The following is a 22,129-nucleotide window of genomic DNA, read 5'->3' as shown; positions in this document are numbered from 1 at the left end:
CGCAGGCGGCGGGCGGCGCGGGGAGACGAGGAAGCATCGGGGCGACCCGGTGCTTTTTGCATGGCTCTCTGCCCAGCGGCCACGACGAATCCGGCTTGACTTCCCCCGCCCTCCACCGGATAGTGTGCGCAATCAAAACGCGGCCTCACCGGCTTCAAACCCACGCAGCCTTTTTTGGGCTGGAGACGCCCCTCATCCTGGGAGGAACAAGCATGAACCGAGCAGCTTTGACCATCGCGCTGGCCCTGATCGCCAGCGTCTCTGCGGAAAAAGTCCAGACGCCCGTCCCCATCGGCGTGGCGCTGGCGCAGACCAGCAACACGGCGCTGTTGGGGCAGGAACAGGTGATCGGGGCGCGGCTGGCCGAGAAGCACATCAACGCCCACGGCGGCATTGGCGGCACGCCGATCAAACTGGTGTTCCAGGACGCGGCGGGCGACGAGAACAGCGCCATCAACGCGTTCCAGAACCTGATCACCAAGTCGAACGTGGTGGGCATCGTGGGGCCGACGCTCTCGCAACAGGCCTTCGCCGCCGATCCCATCGCCGAGCGCGCCAGGGTGCCGGTGCTGGGGCCGAGCAACACGGCCAAGGGCATTCCGCAGATCGGGGACTACGTGGCGCGCGTGTCGGCCCCCATCGCGGTGGTCGCGCCGAACGCCGTGCGGCAGGCCATGAAACTCGATCCCAAGATCAAGAAGGCCGCCGTCCTGTACGCGCAGAACGACGCCTTCTCGGTCAGCGAGACCGAGGCTTTCCAGAAGGCGGCCAAGGATCAGGGCATCAGTGTCGCCACCGTGCAGAAGTTCCAGACGACCGACACCGACTTCACCACGCAGGTCACGGCGGTGCTGAACGCGGACGTGGATCTGGTGATCCTCTCCGGCCTGGCGGCGGACGGCGGCAACCTGGTCAAGCAGCTCCGGCAGCTGGGCTACAAGGGGCTGATCGTGGGCGGCAACGGCCTGAACACCTCCAACATCTTCCCGGTCTGCCAGAAGTACTGCGACGGCGTGATTATCGCGCAGGCGTACAGCCCCGCGCAGCCCAGCGCCGCCAACCAGCTGTTCGTGAAGGAATACCGTGCGCAGTACAAGAAAGACCCGCCCCAGTTCGCCGCCCAGGCCTACGCGGGCGTGCAGGTCATGACCGACGCCCTCAGGGTCCTGGACCGCAAGAAGAAGCTGGCCCAGTGGGACCTGGACGAGCTGCGCGCGGCCCTGAACAAGCAGATTCTGGCCGGGAAGTACAACACGCCGCTGGGCGAACTGCGCTTCGACAAGGAAGGCGAGATCCTGCAAAAGGACTTCTACGTCGCGCAGATCAGAATGAAGGACGCCAAGACCGGCACGTTCGTCTTTCTGAAGTAAGACCGACTTCGCCTGAGTAGTTCTGCTCCCTGTTCAGGCCAAGCGGACCTGCAAAGCTGCGGAGCAGGGCGAGAAGGAAACAACGGAAGCCGGAGAAACGGTCAGCCGTCAGCCGTCAGCAGGAACAAAGCTGAGAGCTGGCGGCTGACGCCTGAAAGCCTCTTGCACAGCAAAGGAAGCCGCGGAACCCAATCTATGGAACTGAGTCAACTTATTCAGAACCTGATGAACGGCCTGGCGATCGGCAGCGTCTACGCGATCTTTGCGCTGGGCTACACGCTGGTGTTCTCGATCCTGGGCATCATCAATTTCGCGCACGGGGCGGTCTTTACGCTCGGCGCGTACTTCACCTACACGCTGGTGGTCGGGCAGTTCGAGAACAACGGCCTCCTGAAGGGCATCAACCTGTTTCCGGACGGGTCGCCCTTTTCGGGAAACCCCTGGCTCTTTGCGCTGGCGACGCTGATCGGCGCGGCGGTCGCGGGACTGGTCGCGGTGCTGATCGAGCGCCTGGCCTTCCGCCCGATGCGGTCACGCGGGGGCGATCCGCTGCTGGCGCTGGTGAGCAGCCTGGGCGTGGCGCTGGTGGTCGTGAACCTGATTCAGCTGCTGGTCGGGGCCGAGATCTACAACTTTCCGTCGGACGCCTACGGGCAGGTGCGGCCCGCGCTGAGTTTTCATATCGGCGAGAAGGTCGTGATTATCCGCACCGTGCAGCTGATCATCTTCGCGGTCAGCCTGGTGATGCTGGCCCTGCTGGGCTACGTGATCGGGCGCACCCGGGTGGGCAAGGCGCTGCGGGCCGTCGCGGAGAATCCCGGCACGGCCAGCCTGCTGGGTATCAGCGTGGACCGCTTCATTCTGATCACCTTTTTTCTGTCGGGCTTTCTGGGCGGTCTGGCAGGCACGCTGGTCGGCACGGCCTTTGGGGTGGCGGGGCCGTATTTCGGCGTCTCCTACGGCCTCAAGGGGCTGGCGGTGATCGTGCTGGGCGGCCTGGGCAGCATCCCGGGCGCGGTGGTCGGCGGCCTGGTGATCGGGCTGGCCGAGGCGTTCGTGCCCGCGCAGTACAGCGCCTACAAGGACGCGGTGGCCTTCGCGCTGCTGTTCGTGATTCTCCTCGTGCGGCCCCAGGGGCTGCTGGGCCGCGCCCAGATTCAGAAGGTGTAACGTGGGCGACTTCCTCGGGCAGTACGGTTTCCTGATCGTCACGATGGTGCAGGCGGGGCTGCTGGGCCTCAGCCTCTATTTCCCCCTTCAGGCGGGGCAGCTCAGCCTGGCGAGTCCGGGCTTCTACGCGGTGGGCGGGTACGTCGCGGCGATCCTGCTGACGAATCCGGCCTTCGCGGGCTGGCGGGACGCGCTGGGCAACGGCATGTTCCCGCTGACGTGGCTGGCGGCGGCGCTGATCTGCGGGGTGCTGGGGCTGATCGTGGGCGTGCCCGCGCTGCGGCTGCGCGGCATTTATCTGGCGCTGGCGACCATCGCCTTTATCGAGATTCTGCGGGTCATCAGCCTGAACCTCTCCATTACGGGCGGCGCCATCGGCATCTTCGGGATTCCGCAGGCGTTCGGTTTCCAGGACCGCTGGCAGTACATCTGGTTGTTCGGGCCGCTGCTGATCCTGACGCTGCTGTTCGCGCGGCAACTGGAACGCTCGCGGGTCGGTCGGGCCTTCCGCGCCATCCGCGAGGACGAGCTGGCCGCTGACGCGATGGGCGTGCCGCCGACGCATTACAAGGTGCTGGCCTTCGTGATCGGCGCGGTGCTGGCGGGCCTCGTGGGGGCGATGAGTGCGCCCTTCCTGAACACCTGGAACGCCAAGCAGGGCACCTTCGACGCCTCCATCGCCATTCTGGCCTTCGTGCTGATCGGCGGCTCGCGCAACATCTGGGGGCCGGTGGTGGGCGGCGCACTCCTGACCGCCGTGCCGGAGCTGCTGCGCTTCCTGGCCGACTGGCGGCTGGTCATCAACGGGCTGGTGCTGGTCGTGGCGAGCCTGTATCTGCCGCAGGGCATCGTGGGGGCGCTGGGAGGGGTGCGCCGTCCGCCGCCGCCCCGCCGTCCGCCGTCCGTCCCGGTCGTGGTGGAAGCGCCGGGAGGCGGCTCGTGACCGCCGTGACTACCGAGCGCGGCACTGTCGAACGGGGAACCGTGCTGGAGGCGCGCGGCCTGACCCGGCGCTTCGGGGGCCTGGTGGCCGTGAACGACGTGTCGTTCGACGTGCGCGAGGGGGAAATCTTCGGGCTGATCGGGCCGAACGGGGCGGGCAAAACCACCCTCTTTAACCTGATGACCGGCCTGACGCCGCCGAGCAGCGGGACGCTGGCCTACCGGGGCCAGAAGGTGACCGGCCTCGCGCCGCACCGCATCGCCGCGCTGGGCATCAGCCGCACCTTCCAGAATATCCGGCTGTTCCGGGCGCTCTCGGCGCTGGAAAACGTGAAGATCGCGCAGCATGTCCGCACCCGGGCCGGGCTGTGGGCAGGCGTCTTCGGCACCTCGCGGGCGGAGGAGCGGCGGGTGGAGGACCAAGCCTGGGCGCTGCTGGACCTGGTGGGCCTGGCCGACCGGGCCGGGGAGAGCGCGGGGAACTTCAGCTACGGCGACCAGCGGCGGCTGGAAATCGCCCGGGCGCTGGCCACCGAGCCGCGCGTGCTGCTGCTCGATGAACCGGCGGCGGGCATGAACACCGCCGAGAAGGGCCAGCTGACGGCCTTTATCCGCGAGGTGCGGGCGCGCTTCGACCTGACGGTGCTGGTGATCGAACACCACGTCCCGCTGGTGATGGACCTGTGCGACCGGGTGGCGGTGCTGAACTTCGGGCAGCTGATCGCGGTGGGTGACCCGGCGGCGGTGCAGCGCGACCCGAAGGTGATCGAGGCCTACCTGGGGGGCGAGTGAAGGTGCCGCCCTCCGTCTTACTGCTTTCTGACAAGACCCCCGACATGAACGCCCGCCGGGCGGGAAAGGCGGCCTAGCGTGGCGCTGCTGGAAATCGAGAACCTGAGCGTGAATTACGGCGGCGTTCAGGCGGTGCGCGGCCTGAGCCTGAAGGTCGAGGAAGGTGAGGTGGTCACCCTGATCGGCGCGAACGGGGCGGGCAAGACGACCACGCTGCGGGCCGTGTCGCGGATGCTGCGCCCGCGCGAGGGCCGCATCGTGTTCGCGGGCCGGGACATCACCCGCGTGGCCCCCGACGAGGCCGTGCGGCTCGGCGTGGCGCAGAGTCCCGAGGGCCGGCAGGTGCTGGCGCGGCAGAGCATTCAGGACAATCTGGAACTCGGCGCGTACACCCGCAGGGACATGGGCGAGGTGCGGGCGGACATCGGGCGCATGTACGGGCGCTTTCCCCGCCTGGGCGAGCGCCGCAACCAGCTGGCCGGCACCCTGTCGGGCGGCGAACAGCAGATGCTGGCGATTGCCCGCGCCCTGATGAGCCGTCCCCGGCTGCTGCTGCTCGATGAACCCTCGCTGGGCCTCGCGCCGATCATCGTGCGGGAAATCTTCGACATCATCGGGGAGCTGAACGCGGGCGGCACCACCATCCTGCTGGTCGAGCAAAATGCCCGCCTCGCCATGCAGCGCAGCCACCGGACCTACGTGCTGGAAGCCGGGCAGCTGACCCTGGAAGGCGACAGCGCCCGGCTGGTGAACGACGAGCGCGTGTTGCACGCCTATCTGGGGGGGTAATACGGATTCCGATAGAAAGGTTTACCCGTCAACCTGAAATCCGGGCGGCCTTGCAAAGCTGCGAAGCAGAGCGAGAAGGAGAAAAACGGGTTCCAGGCATGGCATGAACCAACCGGCGCTCGCCCGGTTTGTGAGCGTTACAGATGGAAGCCGTATCAACAGGGGAAGAAAAGGGGGCGCCCCACGGGAGGAACCGCCCCTTCTCCGTGTCTCACGGCCAGCGTCAGCGCGTGCCGAAGTTCTGGACCCAGGAGCGGGCATAAGGGCTGCCGGGAGCCGCCACGGACCCGACACCCAGTTCCCTGAACTTCGGGTCCATCAGGGTCTGGCAGTGGCCGGGGCTGTCCAGCCAGTCCTGAACGGCTTCTGCGGGCGTGGCGGCTCCAGCCGCGAGGTTCTTGCCCAGTTCCTGCCAACCGGTGTAGCTGGCCGCCTCGGCCCGCTCCCGAACCCCCTGGCCCTCGGGGTTCACGTGATCAAGGCGTGGACTGCCATATCGGCGGCATGCCGCCACATGTGCGGGGCTGCGCGCGGGCCTCGTCCTCGTTGACGAGCGCCAGGACCTGGGCTTCCTCGACGCTCCTGGTCTGGTCGTCCGCATCGGAACGTGGGCTGCCGTGTTGCAGGCGGTCAGGGCCATGGTTCCGAGAATCAGCAGGGGCAGGGCAAGACGCATGGGGAGTCCTTTGTGCGGCGCCTCGCAGGAGCAACCGCCTGAGATCCAACGGCCTAGCTCTGACACGCGCCTCACGCGCAGCCCCGCCGCCCCCGCTCAGCCCGGCTGGCTGCGGGGAATCTCCACGTCGAACAGTGCCCGGACGAAGTCCTGGCTGTCGAAGGGTTGCAGGTCGTCCGCCTGCTCGCCCACGCCGATGAACTTGATCGGCACGCCGAGTTCGCGGACGATGGGCACCAGGATGCCGCCTTTGGCCGTGCCGTCGAGCTTGGTGACGATCACGCCGGTCAGGGGGGTGGCCTCGTGGAACTTCTTGGCCTGCGCGAGGCCGTTTTGTCCGGTGACGGCGTCGAGGACCAACCACACCTCGGTGGGTTCGCCGGGGTCGGCCTTGTCGATCACGCGGCGCACCTTTTTCAGCTCCTCCATCAGGTTGTGCTTGGTGTGGAGGCGTCCGGCGGTGTCCACGAACAGCAGGTCGGTCCCGCGGGCGGCGCGGGCGGAAGCGGCGTCGAACGCCACGGCGGCAGGGTCGCCCCCCTCCGGCCCCTGCACGACGGGCACGCCCAGCCGCTCGCCCCACACGCCGAGCTGCGCGCCCGCCGCCGCGCGGAAGGTGTCCCCGGCGGCGAACATCACGCTGCGGCCCCGGCCCATGTAGTACTGGCCCAGCTTGGCGATGGTGGTGGTTTTCCCGACGCCGTTCACGCCGATCACCATAACGACGTGGCCTTTGGGGTCCACCACGGTGCGGCGCGCGTCGGGCGAGAAGCCCAGCTTGCGAAACTGTGCGCGGCGGGCGTCGGGTTCGAGCTGGAGGGTCAGGGCCTCCATCAGGGCCTGCTGGAGGTTCGGCTGGCGGCTGGCGCGGACATCCTCCAGGATTTCTTCGGTCGCCGTGCGGCCCACGTCGGCGGCAATCAGGGCGTACTCCAGGTCTTCGACGGAGTCCAGGCGGGTGAAGGTGTCTTTGAGGTCGGTGCCGAGGTTCCCGGCGGTGTCATTCAGTTGCTTGCGGGTCTTGCTCAGCCCGTCCCGCAGGCGCTCTAGCCAACTCATGCTCCCACCATAGCGTCCGCCGGGACGGGGGAACGGTCAGGGTGTCCCGTTCGCCTGCACTTCCCGCAGCAATTGCAGCTTGAGCGCACTCAGGCGGCCCCGGCCCAGCACGCCCTTGAGCAGCACCCGGTCTCCGAGGGCCAGCACCGGCACGTCGTGGCCGTACCGGGCCTTCAGAACGGGATCGAGGTCAATATTCACCGCCTCGTAGCGGTAGTCCAGCGCCCGCAACCCGGACTCGGCCTGCTCGCACAGGTGGCAGCCCAGGCGGGTATAGAGGGTCAGCGTGGGCAGGCGGCTCACGGCTCAGGCACCGACCGGCGTGGGGCGGGCGACCAGGGTCATGGCGTGGACGGGCGCGTACATGTCGCGCGAGGTCAGCAGGTCGCCCGCCGCGTTGTAGGTCCGCAGCACCTGTCCGCCCTGCCGCACCGCATAGACCTGGCCGTCGGCGCTGATCTGGAGAAGCCAGGGGGCACCCTCCGGCTCGCCCACCAGCGTTTCCAGGGCAAAGGTCGGGCCGGGCGTGCCGTCCGCCTCGATCCGGCGGACTTTGCGGGCCACGCTGTCCACGATGTAGACCGTACCCGAAGCGTCCACCCCCAGCCCGTCGAGGTCACGCAGGGCCTCGCTGTTGCGGTCGAGGCGAAAGGCGTAGCGGCTGAGGTACTCGCCCTGCGGGGTGAAGCGCTGCACCTCCTTGTTGCCGCTGTCGAGGATGTAGATCTGGCCGTCCGGCGCGGCGACGATGGCGCGCGGCTTCTCGAAGCGGCCCAGGCCCTGCCCGCGTCCCCCGAACCGCCGCACGAAGTGGCCCTGGGCGTCATACACGACGACGTGGTGCGCCTCGGCATCGAGAACGTACACGTGCCCCTGCGACACCGCGATGCTGACCGGTTGCAGCAGTTCGCCCTCACCCAGGCCGTAGCTTCCGAACGAGGCGACTTCCCGCCCGTCGGGGGCCAGCTTGCGGACCAGCGCCCCCGCCTTGCCCTGCCGGAACTCCAGCAGCGTGAGATACAGGTTGCCTTCGGGATCACCGGCCAGCGCATTCGGCACGCTGGGCAGCCCGCCTTCGGCCCCCGACAGGTTCCGCAGCCCCAGGCGCAGCTTGCCTTGCAGGTCCAGCAGGCGCAGGGCCGCGCGCTTCTCGCCCACGCTGAGGGCCAGCGCCACGGGGTCGTCGAACACCTCGTCGGTCAGCACCCCGGCGTCCAGGCGGGCGATCACCTCGTCGAGGGTGGGGCGGGCGGCGGGGTCCTTTTCGATCATGTTCAGGATCAGGTCGCTGAGGCGTCCGGGCACCTCGATGTTCACCTGCTTGGGCGGCTTGGGGGCCTCGAAGACCTGCTGATGCACCACCGCCTCGTAACTGCCCCGGAAGGCGGTCTCGCCGGTCACGAGTTCGTAGGCCAGCAGCCCCAGCGAATACACGTCGCTGCGGGCGTCCACCCGGTGCCCCTTGGCCTGTTCGGGGGCCATATAGATCGGTGTGCCGACCCGCGCGCCCGTCATGGTGAGCCGGGTCAGGACCCGCCCGACCGCGATGCCGAAATCCATCAGCTTGACGCCGCCCTCGCGCAGTTGCCCGTCCACGAAGGCCCCCTTGAGCACCATCACGTTGGCGGGCTTGATGTCGCGGTGGACCACGTTCTGCATATGGATGTGCCGCAGGGCGTCGGCCAGGGCGCGGAGCACCTGGGCCCCCTCGGCAAAGGGCAGGCGGCGGTCTTCGAGCAGGGCCTCCAGGCTCTCGCCGTCGAGGAACTCCATCGCGATGTAATGCTCGGGGTCCTGCATCCGGTAGTCGTACACCCGCACGATGTTGGGGTGGTTGAAGCGCTTGAGCACCTCGGCCTCCCGGTAGAAGCGTTTGACGAACTTGGCGTCCGCCAGGTACTTCTCCTGCGGAACCTTGAGGGCCACGGTGCGCCCGTCGAGCTTGCGCCGCGCCCGGTACACGCTGCCCATCCCGCCCACGCCGATACGGCCCTGCACCTCGTAGTCCTGAAAGCGCAGGTCCGGCACGGTCGGCGTGGGCGAGGCCGGCCGGGGCGGGGCGGTCCGCTGCACCCGCACGGGTTTTGCCCCGCGCCCCAGGAAACCGCCCAGCCCCTGGCCCGGCAGTGGCAGGGTGCCCAGCACAAAGGCCGCGCTCCCCAGCAACACGGCGACGACCACCAGCACCCCCTGCGCGCGGTCGAGGTTGCCGCCCTGGAGCGCCAGCACGGCGAGCAGCGCGGCGAGGGCCAGCGACAGCACGCTCACCAGGGCGCTGAGGGTCCGCTCGCTGGCCCGCACCGTGAGCAGCAGCCCCACCACGAACAGCGCGGCCAGCAGCAGCACATTCAGCAGGACACTCACGGCCTGCCTCCGGGCGAGGGGGGCGGCCAGGACCAGCAGGGGGCGGGGGGGACAGGCATGCGCTCCTAAGTTATAGCGGACCCCTCTGCCCGGAAGCTGACAGCCTGGGGCATGCCCCCAGTGGGCCTTGCCTATACTGACTTCCGTGACCTACTGGGCGGAACTCGTGGAGCTGTACGAGTACAGGGTGGCGGACGCCCTGGAAGGCCGCCTGCCGCGCGGGGGGCGGGGGTCGCTGGCGTACCTGCGCGACGTGCTGTTCGCCGCGCCGCTGGAACCGGCCCTGTCCCGCCGCCTGCTGGACACCGACCGCCAGTACCGCACCCACCTGAAGCGGGCGCGGGAGGAAGGGGGGCCGGTGTCCAGGTCTCTCCCCCCCCCTCCCCCACCGCCGGCGGCCCGGGCCACCTGGACGGCACCCGCGCCCGGCAGCACGCCGGAGGCCCGCGCCTGGGAGGAGGTGCAGCGGCTGGTGTGGTTTGCGGACCTGCGGACGCGGCTGCTGCACCTGGGCCGCACCCTCCAGACGCAACCGGAACGCCTGTCGCTGCGGGTGCTGTATACGGCCGTCGAGAACGCCGACCGGGACGCGCGGGGCGTCACGCCGGCGCTGGCGGTGCCCCCGGTGGGCGACTCCCTGGTGTCCCTGCACGACCCCGAGGTGGTCCGCGACCTGATGCTGGCCCTGGCCGAGCGCCTGCTGACCCCCGAAGGCCGGGCGCGCTTTCTGGGGGCGCTGGGGGCCGTTCAGGAGGCTCCCTTTCCCCGCCACGCGGACGCGGACGTGCTGGCCGCCCGGATTCAGGCCGCCGGGCGTGAACCTCTCGCCCCGGAGGCGCGGGAGGCGCTGGTGCAGGCCCTGCGCGCGCCGTACCCGCAAGAGAACCGCGACCCGCGCGAACGGCCCGCCATCCGCGAGGCCGCGCGCCAGTTGCAGCAGACGCTGGAGACGCTGCTGGAAGATGCGCCCGGCCCTGGCCTGGGCGTGACGCTGGCCCACAGCATCCTGTATGCCGGGGCCGCCTCCGCCGCTCTCCCCGCCCCGGACGACGCGGCGAGCGAGCTGGTCATCCACCTGGCGGGGGGCGAGGCGGCCCGCTGGCGCGGCCTGGACTTCCGCTGGCAACCCGTCGGCCCGAACAGGCAGGACAGCGCGCAGGAGCCGAACTGGCAGATGCTGGTGGAGGGGCCGGACGGGCAGAAACAGGTGGTCCTGCTGCGCCCGGGCCTGCCCGCCGCCGAGCGGGTGCTGACGCTGAACACGCCCCACCTGCCCCTGCGCCTGGCCCTGAGCGGCGCGTACCTGCTGCTCCAGGCCGGGGAGCGCCCCGCCGAACAGCTCGGCCGGCTGGCGGCGCAGGCCCGCGCCGCCGCGCGGCTGCTCGACCCGGAAGGGCAGTATGCGAACCTGCGTCTGGCCCGGGCCGCCGCCCAGGCGCTGCAAGGTGAACCGGTGGACGCGGCGGCGCTCGGGCCGGCCAGCGCCGCGAAATATGCGGCGGCGGACCCCGACACCCTGCTGGCCTTTGCGCGCCGGGGCGTGGGGGCGCTGACCACCCGCCTCTCCCGCCTGACGCCCGCCGAGGTCGCGGCGGCGCTCAGCGCCAGTGCGGCGGCCCTCGGCCTGCCGACGCCGCGTGCCCAGGCCCTGCACGAGGCGCTGCACGCGGCCACCTTTATCCCGGAGCGTCTGCCCGAACCGTATCCCATCACGCAGCTGGAGTTGCCCGGCGACGGCCGTTTCGTGAGCGTGACCCTGGGGGACGACCCGGTGACGCTGCAAGCCCGGGGCCGCGCCCTGACCCTGCGGGACGACCAGGGCAGCCTGGCCGTTCTGCTGCCCGGTCAGCCCCCGGTGCCGCTGGCGGACCTGCTGGTGCTGCGCGTGCCCGGCGCCCACCTCCTGCTGGTCCGCCAGGGCCGCTGGCTGGCCGCCGCCGAGGTCCGGACAGCGGATACGGCCACGCCCCCCGCCTAGAGCCGCCCGGAACATTGGCCCAAAGGACAGCTCAGGAGGGAAAATGTCCCCGACGCGCTTCCCCGTTCATGCGCTCTGCTTCGCCCCCATCGTGAAGGGCCGCCGGCGCAGGCCCACGCGCCTACAGGGTTGAGCCGCTTCCGCCCAGATGCTCTTCCAGCCGCCCCAGACGCCGGGTGGCGGGGTCGGTGGCGACGATCAGCGCGAGGCCCAGCGTCAGGGCCGCGACCGCCCCGTGCAGGGGAAAGGTGCCGAGGCCGCTGAAGGCCAGGGCCGCCGCGAGCAGCACCCCCGTGCCCAGCGCCAGCAGGCTGCGGTCCAGCCGGGAGCGGCGCGCCGTGAGACGCAGCGCATTCCAGCGCAGCAGCGCGAGGGTCAGCAGGGCACCGGCCAGCGGCCAGGCGACGAGCTGGCGGTTCACGGCGTCGCGGGCGTTCTCGGTGTCGCTGATGCCGTGCCCCAGCCCCACGCCGAGCATCACGATGCCGAGGGTAAAGGGGAGGTGCCCATACATCCAGGTGAGGAACGCGCCGACGCGCCCCGCGCGGTGGGCGTGCAGCACGGGCAGTGCGCGGGCCTGATCGAAGTACAGCCGCCAGAGGGCCAGGGCCGCGAGCAGCGCGAACAGGGCCGGTGCCAGCGCCTCCCAGGTCAGGTCGCGTTGCCGCCCGCCCGTGACCACCTCGGTCACGATGCCGCCCAGCGCGATGATCTGGAGGAGGCCGACCCGCTCGGGCAGATGTTCCTGGTGGGGCAGGGCCGCGCCGTGCCGCCGCCGGATCAGCAGCGGCGTGAGCAGGTCGGTGGTCAGCGCCGCGCCCCAGGCCACCAGTTGCGCCGGCCCCGTCAGCAGCGCGCTGCCCAGCCAGATCAGGGCGGCCACGCCGTACCCGGCCGCGGTGGGGCGGGTGAAAGCGGCGCTGCCCGGATCACGGCGCAGGAGAAGCAGGTGCATCCCGACCAGCACCAGGCGGTTGGCCGCGAAGGCCAGCGCGAAGACCCGCCCCGTCTGGTCCAGATCGCCGCGCTCGGTCAGGGCGAGGATGCCCAGCGTCAGCAGTTGCAGCAGCGTGCCCCAGCGGTACGTGCGCCCGCCGTTGCCATGCCGGGCGGCAAAGGTGGTGTTGCCCGCCCAGGCCCACCAGACGGCAGTGAACAGCAGCAGGAAGATCCCGATATTCGCCCCGCTGGGCGTGTCCCCCAGCCGCTTGGCGAGCTGGTCGAAGGCCACCACGAAAATCAGGTCGAAGAAAAGTTCCAGCCAGGTGACCCGCTGCTCGTCCTGTCCGCCCAGGTCAGGCGGGCCGGGGGGCATGGACAGGGGGCCGCTGTCTTCCAGATTGACGGCGTCAGGCTGGCCGCGCGTCATCTAGCGCAGTTTCCCCAGGCCCTTGCGAATCAGGGCGTCGGCGCTCTGGTCCGGATCGGCAGCCAGCAGCTCGGCCACCACGCCGCGCACCTGGGGTTCGCGGAAGCCCAGGGCCAGCAGCGCCTCGACCGCGTCGCGCCCCGCCGTGCTGACGACCGGGGCGGCCCGGCCCCCGCCCCCCGGCGCGCCCGCCGCCAGATGTTCGGGCACCTTGTTCTGGAGTTCCAGCACCAGCCGCTCGGCGGTCTTCTTGCCCACGCCGGAGACGCTGGAGAGCAGCTTCACGTCACCGGTCAGGAGGCCCTGCGCGACCGCGCTGACGGGCACCGCGGACAGCAGGCTGAGTGCCAGCTTCGGGCCGACGCCGCTCACGCCGGTCAGCAGGTCGAAGAGGCGCAGGCTGTCCGCATCCAGAAAGCCGAACAGCAGCTGGGCGTCCTCGCGGACGATATGGCGGGTGTTCAGTTCGGCGGGCTGGCCCACGGCGAGGCGGCCCAGGGTGGAGGCGGGGCAGAAGACCTCGTAGCCCACGCCCCCGGCGACAATCACGGCGCTCGCCTCGCGCACCTCGCGCACCACGCCACTCAGGTAGGCAATCACGCCCCGGATTCTAGAGGGCCGGCTGCGGGGGGAAGGGGCCATGGCGCCCGATTCTCACCGGGCCTCCCGCAGCCCCCACCGGTCAGCCCTACCACTCAGCCGCGCCGCTCGGGGAGAGACGTGGCCTCGCTCTGCCCCAGACGAATCTGGTGGTCCTGCCCTTCCCACCCGGCGGCGGTGCGGCGGGTGAAGTTCAGGACGTGGTGGGTGTCCAGTTCGGTGGGGCTGAAGGTCACGCCCCACAGGCCGAACGGCAGGGGCAGCGCCTGGCGGTCCTGCGGGTCCTGCCAGCCGTCGAAGCCGAAGTGGAGGGTAAACGGCCTCTCGTCCTCGATCAGCAGCAGGCGGCCCGGTTCGAGTTGCGGGACGGGTGCGGCGGGGCGCCAGTGGCGGGCCTCGGCGGGCAGCGGCTCGGCGTAGCGGTTCTCGACCTCGCGCAGCAGTTCGGCGGGGCGGCCCGTCTGGGCGGCGTGCAGCAGCTTCAGGAACTCGGCGTGCGCCCACAGCAGCGGCATCGCGCTGCCGTTGGGGCGGCCCGGAAAGAGGCCGCGTTCGGGAACGGGGGGGCCGTCCCAGACCTGCTCGGGCAGCAGGCCGCCGGGGCTGGAGCAGCGCAGCAGCGTTTCGAGGTAGGGCCGGGGGTCCTCGCCCGCCTGGAGGGCCAGGTGGCCGCGTTCGCCGCTCAGCAGCGGCCACAGCCGCCCGATGCCGTGCCCGTCGTAAGGAGAACCGTCGGCGTGTTCGCCGTAGCCGTCGTCGTTGTAGCGGTGGTAGAAGATGCCGGTCGGCAGCTCCTGCGCCAGCACATGGTCCACCACCTTCACGGTGTCGCGGATGCGGGGGTCGAGCGCCGACCGCAGCCCCAGACGCGGCAGGTAGGAGAAGTCCAGGCTGACCAGCGCGGACGCCTCCACGGTCTGCCCCTGGCGGTTTTGCAGCGTCACCTGTCCGGTCAGGTCGCCGTCGCGGTCGGGGGGGGCCAGCCGCACGTAGTAGCCCTGCACGTTCAGCTCGCGGCACAGCGGCGTGCCGGTGACGTAGCAGAGGCTCTCCAACCGCTCGTTCCAGTCGTCGGCCAGATCGAGGGCGTAGTGGCGTTCGTTCTCCTCCAGCCAGCCCGACCCCGCCACGAGGGCGGCGATGGCGACCGCCAACGTAAAGGGATTGACGCCCCGGTTCTCCTCCCAGCGGTCCTGGTCGCTGGTGGGGCCGGTGCGGGCCACGAAGGCCAGCGCCCGGCGCACCATATCGCGGGTGCCTTCCAGTTCCGGCTCGCCCTCCTCGCGCAGCTTGGCGGCCAGCAGCACCGGAAAGGCCGTCTCGTCGAGCTGGATGCCGTGCCAGAAGCCCTGGCCGTCGGGGTAGTAGTTCTGGAGCCAGTGGCCGTCGGGCTGCTGGTTGGCGATGAAGCCCGCCAGCACCCGCCGGGCGTCCTCGCGCTGGTTGCAGGCGATCAGGGCGAAGGCCGCCAGGGTCGCGTCGCGCGGCCAGACCAGGTGGTAGCCGCCCAGCGTGTCGGTGCTGTTGCCCCAGGGAATGCTGAGGCTGGCGACCAGCGCCCCCGGATAGGCGCGGTCCTCGTGAATCTTGAGGACCGTCGCGCTGAGCAGCGCCTCCGCGTCCAGCTCGGGACTGGGACCGCCCAGTTTCAGCGCGCTGCCCCAGGCTTCCCAGGCGTGCAGGAAGGCGCGGCGGGCCACCTCGTCCCCTTCCGCCAGGCTGGCACGCGCCAGGCCCTGCGCCCCCGTCACATTCTCCGCGAAGCCCAGCGCCAGTAGCCCCGAAGGCTCCTGAAGCTCGGCGCTGAGGGCCACGTTGCCGTTCTCCGCGCGCAGGTAGCTCCAGGTCAGGCGGCCGTGCGCGTTCAGGTCCTGCCACCCGTCCGAGAAGCCCACGTACCCGGCGCTGAGGTGGTTCATCGGCCCGCTCGCCAGCAGCGCCAGTGCCCGGTCGCCGGACACCGCCAGCAGCCGTTGGCCCTCCACCCAGGCGGCGTTGTCATGCCCGGTGGAGGTCAGGTGGGGGGCCAGCACCACGGCCAGCCGGTAAGGCCCCGTCAGGGCGTAGCGGACCAGCAGCACGTCGCGGCTGGGGTCGGGCACCACCTCCAGCGCGAGCTGGTAGTCCTCGCCCCGGTGCAGGATGGTCGGGAGCGGCAAGTACGGTTTGGGCCTGGAAAACACATACTGCTGCACCCGCTTGAGATCCACCCACCCCGACTCTCCGATCAGGTAAAAGTTCAGGTCGCGGATCTGGGGCTGCCCGGTGGACGGCCAGTACACCTCGTTGATCATCCCGTGTCCGCCGGTCGCCCACAGCCGGGACGCGCCGCCGAGCGCCGTGGTCACGAAGTCCTTGTCGCTGCTGGTCCAGGTGGGCGGCAGGCCGGGGGCGCCGGGAGCCAGGTGCTGGTCCGGGAGGGGCGGCTCTGGAAGGGGTTGGGCGGGGACATCACTCATGCGGCCTCTCCTTCATGGGGCGGTGACAGGGCTGACGGGTCGGGATGCCTGCCGCGAGTCTACGCGCCCTGCGGCTCCTCCACGCCGTACACTGGGCGCATGACCATCACCCCCGCCGTGATGATGCGAATGCCCCCGCGCGCCTGACCGGATCAGGAGCGGCGGGGTGTCTGAGGCAGGGCACCCCGCCTCCCCTTGTGCCAGGCCCTTGTCTCAGCTGCTTTTGGGGGGCACGTGATTTTTTCCGTATCTTTGGGAAGTTGCCCGGTCATCCTCTCATCAGGGACAGCCACCGGGCGGGGAGCCGCGCATGACGAGACCGCCTGAGTCCGACCACAAAGAGTTCTTTATTACCACCGCCATCGACTACCTGACCGGGCCACCCCATGTCGGGCACGTCTACGAGAAGGTGCTGGCCGACGCGCTGGCGCGGTATCACCGCCTGGCCGGGTACGACGTGACCTTTCTGACCGGGACCGACGAACATGGCGAGCGCATCGTGAAGCTCGCCGCGCAGGAAGGCGTCACGCCCCAGACCTTTGCGGACAATCTCAGCGACAACGCTTTCAGGAGCCTGTGGGACCGGCTGGAGATCAGCTACGACGACTTTATCCGCACCACGGAAGGGCGCCACAAGCGCTTCGTGACCGAGATTCTCCAGCGGGTGTACGACTCGGGCGACATCTACTTCGCGGAATACGAGGGCCTGTATTCGGTCGGGGCCGAACGCTACGTGACCGAGAAGGAACTGGTCGAGGGCGCTGACGGCGTGCGCCGCTATCCCGGCGACAAGGACCCGCCCGAGCTGCGGCGCGAAGCCAACTACTTTTTCAAGATGGAGAAGTACCAGGACTGGCTGCGCGCGCACATCGAGCAGAACCCCGACTTCATCCAGCCCGCCGGGTACCGCAACGAAGTGCTGGAGATGCTCCGGGAACCCATCGGGCCGCTGAGCATCAGCCGCCCCAAGTCGCGCGTGCCCTGGGGCATCGAGCTGCCCTGGGACCCCGACCACGTGACCTACGTGTGGTTCGACGCGCTGCTGAACTACGTGTCCGCGCCGGTCAGCCGGGGCGAGAGCGAGGCCGTCATCGGGACGGCGTGGCACGTGATCGGCAAGGACATCCTCAAGCCGCACGCGGTGTTCTGGCCGACCATGCTCAGGGCGGCGGGCCTGCCGGTCTACCGCAAGCTGGTGGTGCACAGCCACATCCTGGCGGAGGACGGGCGCAAGATGGGCAAGTCTCTGGGCAACGCCCTGGACCCCGAGCAGCTCGTGCGCGAGTATCCGGTGGACGCGGTCCGCTATACCCTGCTGCGCGAGGCCACCCTCAGCGCCGACAGCCCTTACGGCGAGGGCATCCTGGTGTCGCGCCTGAACTCCGACCTGGCGAACGACCTGGGCAACCTGCTCTCGCGGACCATCAGCATGATCCAGAAGTACCGGGGCGGTGTGCTGCCCCAGGCCCACGACCCCAGCGAACGCGAACACCAGATCGAGGCGGCGGCGCTGGCCCTGCCCGGTGAAGTCTTGCGGCTGGCGCGTGACCTGAAGGTGAACATGGCGATCGAGGCGGCCATGAACTTCGTGCGCGACCTCAACCGCTACATCGCGGAAAGCGCGCCCTGGAACCTCGCCAAGTCGGAGGACACGGCGCGGCGGCTCGATACCGTGCTGTACACCGCCGCCGAGGGGCTGCGGGTCGCCAGCGTGGCCCTGGAAGCCGTCATTCCCGGCAAGGCCCGCGAACTGCGCGCGCAGCTCGGCCTGGGGGGACAGTCGTACAGCCTGACCGGGGCCTGGGGCCTCACGCCCGCCGGGACACGGGTGGTGGGCGGCCCGATCCTCTTTCCTAAACCAGAGCGGCCCAAACCAGAGCGGCCCAGGCCTGAACTCACCCAACCCGAACAGAAAGAAGCGGCGCAGGCCCCCACCCCGCCCGCCCCCAAGAAGGAGAAGAAAGCCATGACCCAGAACAGCCCGGCCCCCGAGCCGAAGCCCGCCCCCACGCCCACGGACACGCCCGCCGCGACCGAACCGCTGATCTCCATCGACGACTTCGCCCGCGTGGACCTGCGCATCGCGGAAGTGGTCGCCGCCGAGGCGGTCGAAAAGGCCGACAAGCTGCTGAAGCTGACGGTGCGGCTGGGCGAGGAAACGCGCACGGTGGTCAGCGGCATCCGCAAGTGGTTCGCGCCGGAGGACCTGGTGGGCCGCAAGGTGATTCTGGTGGTCAACCTCAAGCCCGCCAAACTGCGCGGCATCGAGTCGCAGGGCATGATCCTGGCCGCCGAGGACGATCAGGGGAACCTCGATCTGGTCGGCACGCGGCTGGACCTGCCGAGCGGGACGAAGGTCAGGTAAGCGGGGGGGCGGGAAAGGGACGGCCCTCACCGCGCACGGCCTCCCCCGCCCCGCTACACTGCCCCCATGCCGTTCGTGATCGTCTCGGGGTTGTCGGGGAGTGGAAAGAGTACTGCGCTGCGCACGCTGGAGGACGCGGGCTTTTTCATCACCGACAACCTGCCGCCCGAGCTGTGGGGGGCGATGCACGACCTGGCGCAGGCGCGCGGGCTGGAGCGGGTGGCGGTCAGCACGGACGCGCGCACGCGGGACTTTCTGGGGGCGCTGGAGGACAGTTACCTGCGGCTCTCGCGCCGCCGCGAGGACCTGCGGGTGCTGTTTCTGGAGGCGGACTCGGAAGTGCTGCTGCGCCGCTACAACCTGACGCGCCGCGAGCATCCCCTGGGCGAGACGCTGATGGTGGACTTTGCCCGTGAGCGTGACCTGCTGGCCCCCCTGCGCGCCCTGGCCGACATCGTGATCGACACGACCAGCCTCAGCGCGGCGGACCTGTCGCAACGGGTGCTTCAGACCCTGCGGCTGGAACAGGACTTCCACCTGCGGCTGCTGAGTTTCGGCTTCAAGCACGCCCCGCCACGCGACGCCGACCTGGTGATCGACGTGCGCTCGCTGCCCAACCCCTACTACGACCCGGCGCTGCGCCCCCGGACCGGGCTGGAGGCCGACGTGGCGGGGTACGTGTTCCGCGACCCGGCCTCCGAACAGTTCTACGGAGAGGTGCGGGACTTCGTGCGGACCGCCGCCGAGCGGGCGCAGGCGTCGGGGCGGCACGGGTACACGGTGGCGATCGGCTGCACGGGCGGGCAACACCGCTCGGTGGCGGTCGCCGCGCGGCTGGAGCAGGATCTGGCGGACCTGGGCACGCAGGTGGCCGACCACCGCGATATGCAGCCTCCCGCCCCGCAACCGGACGTGGGCGGATGAGCGACCTGCCGCGCGGCTGGGCGGAGGCCGGACGGGCACGCCGCCGCGCCCGGATGTGGCTCACGCCGGGGATGGGCGTGAAACGCTGGCTGCTGCTGTTCGTGCTGTGTACCCTGATCGGCGCGGTGGGCTTTTTGCACTTCACCTGGACGGGGCCGCTGCACTTCGTGGCGACCCGCTGGATTCTGTGGCTGAACGCGCTGACCGAGCCGAACGTCATGCCGCTGTACGCGGGGGGCATGTTCGTCATGGCGCTGGCGCTGGCGGGCGCGTTCCTGAGCATCGTGATGCTGAACCGCTCGATGCTGCGCTCGACCGGCACCGCGCCCGAAACGGCGGTGGACGTGATCTATTCGCGCCGCGCCCTCTCACGCGGCGCGCGGATCGTGGCGGTCGGGGGCGGCACCGGCCTGTCGAACCTGCTGACCGGCCTGAAGACCCACACCGGCAACATTACCGCCATCGTGACGGTCGCGGACGACGGCGGCTCCAGCGGGCGGCTGCGCGAATCGCTGGACATGATCGCCCCCGGCGACCTGACCGACTGCTACGCGGCGCTCTCGGACAGCCCGGTGCTGGCCCGGCTGCTGCTGCACCGCTTCGGGCGCGGGGAGGGGCTGGAGGGGCACACCTTCGGCAATCTGCTGCTCGCCACCCTCAGCGAGGAACAGGGCGGGCTGCAAGGGGCGATGCGCGACGTTCACGAGGTGCTGCGGGTGCGCGGGCAGGTCTTTCCGGCCACGACCACGCCCACCACGCTGGTGGCCCGGCTCTCGGACGGGCGGGAGGTGCGCGGCGAGAGCGAACTGGCCCGCCAGGTCGGTGCGGCGCGGGTCGAGAGCGTGCGGCTGGAACCCCCGGACCTGCCCGCGCTGCCCGCCGTGCTGGACGCCATCCGGGACGCGGAACTGATCGTGCTGGGACCGGGCAGCCTGTTTACCAGCATCATTCCGGCGCTGCTGGTGCCCGGCATCGCGCGGGCGCTGCGCGATTCGGCGGTGCCCGTCGTGTACGTCGCCAGCCTGATGACCGAACCCGGCGAGACCACCGGCCTCAGCCTGGAAGACCACGTGGCCGCCATCAGCACCCACCTGGGCCGCACGCCCGACGGCGTCCTGCTGAACAGCAAGACCATTCCGCCGGAGGTGCAGGCCCGCTACGCCGCCGAGGGGGCGCAGGTCCTGAACCTACAGGGCGCGAGCCGGGACCTGCGCAGCCGGGTCCGCAGCGCCCCGCTGTTGCAAGCCGGGGAAACGGCCCGCCACGACCCGGAAGCCCTGGCCCTGGCCCTGCTGAACCTGTTCGCCCGCCCCCGCACGGGGAACTGAACGGGGGGGCGGGCCAGCTTCTCCCCTGTTCACCCTTCGCGGTCAGCCGCTATGCTGGCGCGCGTGCTGACGCTTCTCACCGCCGCGCTCCTGTCCTTTTCCGATCCTGCGGGGGACGCGCGGGGAGACGGCGGGTACGTGCTGCCCACCCGGCCCGCCGTCAGTGAGGACGCGCTGGACCTGCGGAGTTTCCAGGCCGCGCCGCAGGGCGCGGGGATGCGCTTCACGGTGGGGCTGGGCCGCATCGAGAACCCCTGGGACGCGCCGGGGGGCTTCTCGGCGGGCGTAACCGACATCTTCGTGGGCAGCAGCCTGGGGGGGCAGCGGACCCTGGACGGCCTGCGGCTGAACACGTCGGGCGGCGGCTGGGACTACCACCTGCGTGTGACCGGCTTCGGCAGCACGCTGGAGCAGGTGCCGGAAGGCGGCGGAACACCCCTGCCGCTCCCGGCCCCGACCGTGCGCGTGGAGGGCACCAGCCTGGTGGTCGACGCGGCCATTCCGCCCGGCGAGTACGCCTACTGGGTCACCAGCAGCGTGTACTCACCGCTCACGGCGGATGGGGTGCTGCGCCCCGGGACCACGCCCGGCCCCACCAATCTCCAGGCGGGCCGGGCCGACGCCCCGGTGCCGGTGGACGTGCTGCTGCCGTCCGGGGAAGGGTCGCCCTACACCCAGGGCACGCTCGCACCCGTCGGGCAGACGCGCGACCACCGCACCCTGGTCCTGGTGGCGCTGGGTGGCCTGGGCCTCCTGCTGGTGGTCGTGGCAACCGTCATCCTGTGGCGGCGCGGCCCATGAGGGTCCCCGCGCCTCTGCTGATCCTGCTGGCCGCCGTGCTGTGGGGCCTGCTGGGCATCCTGGGCAAGAACGCGCAGTCGGCGGGCGTGGGACCGCTGGAGGTGGCCTTCTGGCGGGCGGTCCTGGCCGGGGGCCTGTTCGCCCTGCACGCGGCGGCGACCCGGGCGACCTTTCCGCGTGGGCGGGACCTGCTGATGACGGCGGCTTTCGGCGTGGTGGGCGTGAGCGTGTTCTACGGCACCTACCAGCTGGCGGTGCGGGCGGGCGGCGCGAGCCTCGCCAGCGTGCTGCTGTACACCGCCCCGGCCTTCGTGGCGCTGCTGGGCTGGGCGCTGCTGCGCGAGCGGCTGGGCGCGCGGGAGGGGCTGGCGGTGGCCGGAACGCTGGCGGGCATCACCCTGATCAGCCTGGGCGGCGGGCAGGGCGTGAGCGTGACCGGCGCGGCGCTGGCCTGGGGCCTGACTGCCGGCTTCACCTACAGCCTGTACTACCTGTACGGCAAGGCCTACTTCACGCGTTACGCCCCGGCGGCCCTGTTCGCGGTCGCGCTGCCGGTCGGGGCGCTGGGGCTGCTGCCCTTCGTGGGGTTCAGCGCCAAGACGCCCGCCGCCTGGGGCAGCCTGACCGGGATCGCGGTCCTGAGCACCTACCTCGCCTATCTCGCGTACAGCGCGGGCCTGCGGCACCTGCCCGCCACGCGCGCCAGCGTGATCGCCAGCCTGGAGCCGGTGGTGGCGGCGGCGCTGGCCGCCCTGCTGTTCGGGGAGCGCCTCTCGCCCACCGCGCTCTGTGGGGCCGCGCTGGTGATCGGCGCGGCGCTGCTGCTGAGCATGGAGAAACGCCCGGCGGTCCCCGCCTCAGCGCGCGCCCAGGAGTAGGGCGACCGAGACCGGGCCGAACGCGAGGAGCGGGCAACCGATCAGCAGAAGCCAGCCCCAGGAGCAGCGCGGCACCCGATACGTCACGCCCAGCAGAGCCACAACGCCCATGAGCAGGGCAAGCAGGACAGCGCCCGCCGGGGAAAAGAGGAGGAACAGGAGGGAACCGCCCACACGCCAGTCTCTCACCCCGGGGACGGCCCACTAGGGCGGGGCGCAGAAAGGTTGCCGGAGGCGTAAGGTGGGGTATGAGGCCGTACTCCCA

The 22,129-nt window shown here is 70.6% G+C and carries 18 protein-coding genes; 11 read left to right on the top strand and 7 right to left on the bottom strand.

Annotated features, from left to right (window positions below; all coding sequences use genetic code 11):
- The first annotated feature begins 212 nt into the window (after positions 1 to 212).
- The 5 genes from DEIPH_RS06725 (at position 213) to DEIPH_RS06705 (ending at position 5,063) form a co-directional block, all read left to right on the top strand.
- On the top strand, positions 213 to 1,370 hold the full coding sequence (locus DEIPH_RS06725) for an ABC transporter substrate-binding protein (RefSeq protein WP_034355820.1): 1,158 nt from the start codon (positions 213 to 215) through the stop codon (positions 1,368 to 1,370).
- Between the two features lie 195 nt (positions 1,371 to 1,565).
- Positions 1,566 to 2,540, top strand: coding sequence for a branched-chain amino acid ABC transporter permease (locus DEIPH_RS06720; protein WP_034355817.1), 975 nt, complete (start codon positions 1,566 to 1,568; stop codon positions 2,538 to 2,540).
- A 1-nt stretch (position 2,541) separates the two neighbouring features.
- The gene (locus DEIPH_RS06715) at positions 2,542 to 3,483 is read left to right on the top strand and encodes a branched-chain amino acid ABC transporter permease (protein ID WP_034355814.1); all 942 of its coding nucleotides are present in this window, start codon (positions 2,542 to 2,544) and stop codon (positions 3,481 to 3,483) included.
- 5 nt (positions 3,484 to 3,488) lie between these two features.
- Positions 3,489 to 4,274, top strand: coding sequence for an ABC transporter ATP-binding protein (locus tag DEIPH_RS06710; RefSeq protein WP_081790833.1), 786 nt, complete (start codon positions 3,489 to 3,491; stop codon positions 4,272 to 4,274).
- Positions 4,275 to 4,352: 78 nt separating this feature from the next.
- Positions 4,353 to 5,063 carry an ABC transporter ATP-binding protein gene (locus tag DEIPH_RS06705; RefSeq protein WP_034355806.1) on the top strand — a complete coding sequence of 237 codons (711 nt, stop codon included), beginning with the start codon at positions 4,353 to 4,355 and terminating at the stop codon, positions 5,061 to 5,063.
- A 223-nt stretch (positions 5,064 to 5,286) separates the two neighbouring features.
- On the opposite strand, the gene DEIPH_RS20150 is transcribed toward DEIPH_RS06705, so the two are convergent.
- From DEIPH_RS20150 to DEIPH_RS06685, 4 genes are all read right to left on the bottom strand, one after another.
- Complete coding sequence (locus tag DEIPH_RS20150; protein WP_267134649.1) at positions 5,287 to 5,664, bottom strand: CAP domain-containing protein; 378 nt, start codon at positions 5,662 to 5,664, stop codon at positions 5,287 to 5,289.
- 171 nt (positions 5,665 to 5,835) lie between these two features.
- Entirely contained in the window at positions 5,836 to 6,798 is a 963-nt protein-coding gene (gene ftsY, locus DEIPH_RS06695) for a signal recognition particle-docking protein FtsY (protein ID WP_034355803.1), read from the bottom strand.
- Positions 6,799 to 6,834: 36 nt separating this feature from the next.
- Positions 6,835 to 7,101 carry a glutaredoxin family protein gene (locus DEIPH_RS06690; protein ID WP_034355800.1) on the bottom strand — a complete coding sequence of 89 codons (267 nt, stop codon included), beginning with the start codon at positions 7,099 to 7,101 and terminating at the stop codon, positions 6,835 to 6,837.
- A 3-nt stretch (positions 7,102 to 7,104) separates the two neighbouring features.
- The gene (locus tag DEIPH_RS06685; protein WP_034355953.1) at positions 7,105 to 9,150 is read right to left on the bottom strand and encodes a protein kinase domain-containing protein; all 2,046 of its coding nucleotides are present in this window, start codon (positions 9,148 to 9,150) and stop codon (positions 7,105 to 7,107) included.
- Between the two features lie 157 nt (positions 9,151 to 9,307).
- On the opposite strand from DEIPH_RS06685, the gene DEIPH_RS06680 reads away from it, so the two are divergent.
- Positions 9,308 to 11,140, top strand: coding sequence for a hypothetical protein (locus DEIPH_RS06680; RefSeq protein WP_034355797.1), 1,833 nt, complete (start codon positions 9,308 to 9,310; stop codon positions 11,138 to 11,140).
- 121 nt (positions 11,141 to 11,261) lie between these two features.
- On the opposite strand, the gene DEIPH_RS06675 is transcribed toward DEIPH_RS06680, so the two are convergent.
- The 3 genes from DEIPH_RS06675 to DEIPH_RS06665 form a co-directional block, all read right to left on the bottom strand.
- Positions 11,262 to 12,509 carry a low temperature requirement protein A gene (locus DEIPH_RS06675; protein WP_034355794.1) on the bottom strand — a complete coding sequence of 416 codons (1,248 nt, stop codon included), beginning with the start codon at positions 12,507 to 12,509 and terminating at the stop codon, positions 11,262 to 11,264.
- A complete protein-coding gene (ruvA, locus tag DEIPH_RS06670) occupies positions 12,510 to 13,109 on the bottom strand; it encodes a Holliday junction branch migration protein RuvA (RefSeq protein ID WP_034355792.1) in 600 nt (199 codons plus the stop codon).
- 95 nt (positions 13,110 to 13,204) lie between these two features.
- A complete protein-coding gene (locus tag DEIPH_RS06665; RefSeq protein ID WP_051517209.1) occupies positions 13,205 to 15,568 on the bottom strand; it encodes a glycoside hydrolase family 15 protein in 2,364 nt (787 codons plus the stop codon).
- Positions 15,569 to 15,878: 310 nt separating this feature from the next.
- On the opposite strand from DEIPH_RS06665, the gene metG reads away from it, so the two are divergent.
- The 5 genes from metG to DEIPH_RS06640 all read left to right on the top strand — a co-directional run bounded on the left by metG (position 15,879) and on the right by DEIPH_RS06640 (position 21,864).
- Positions 15,879 to 17,933 carry a methionine--tRNA ligase gene (metG, locus tag DEIPH_RS06660; protein ID WP_034355790.1) on the top strand — a complete coding sequence of 685 codons (2,055 nt, stop codon included), beginning with the start codon at positions 15,879 to 15,881 and terminating at the stop codon, positions 17,931 to 17,933.
- A 66-nt stretch (positions 17,934 to 17,999) separates the two neighbouring features.
- Complete coding sequence (gene rapZ, locus DEIPH_RS06655; RefSeq protein ID WP_034355787.1) at positions 18,000 to 18,857, top strand: RNase adapter RapZ; 858 nt, start codon at positions 18,000 to 18,002, stop codon at positions 18,855 to 18,857.
- Positions 18,854 to 20,185 (top strand): gluconeogenesis factor YvcK family protein, encoded by a 1,332-nt coding sequence (locus DEIPH_RS06650; protein ID WP_034355784.1) that lies wholly within the window; start codon positions 18,854 to 18,856, stop codon positions 20,183 to 20,185. The genes rapZ and DEIPH_RS06650 overlap by 4 nt, the downstream gene beginning before the upstream one ends.
- 63 nt (positions 20,186 to 20,248) lie before the next feature.
- On the top strand, positions 20,249 to 20,986 hold the full coding sequence (locus DEIPH_RS06645; protein ID WP_235183189.1) for a glucodextranase DOMON-like domain-containing protein: 738 nt from the start codon (positions 20,249 to 20,251) through the stop codon (positions 20,984 to 20,986).
- A complete protein-coding gene (locus DEIPH_RS06640) occupies positions 20,983 to 21,864 on the top strand; it encodes a DMT family transporter (RefSeq protein WP_034355946.1) in 882 nt (293 codons plus the stop codon). The genes DEIPH_RS06645 and DEIPH_RS06640 overlap by 4 nt, the downstream gene beginning before the upstream one ends.
- Positions 21,865 to 22,129: the final 265 nt, after the last annotated feature.

This window comes from Deinococcus phoenicis (genome assembly GCF_000599865.1).
Lineage (GTDB): Bacteria > Deinococcota > Deinococci > Deinococcales > Deinococcaceae > Deinococcus > Deinococcus phoenicis.
The sequence above is the reverse complement of the archived record's forward strand: the minus strand, read 5'-3'. Positions and strand labels throughout refer to the sequence as shown.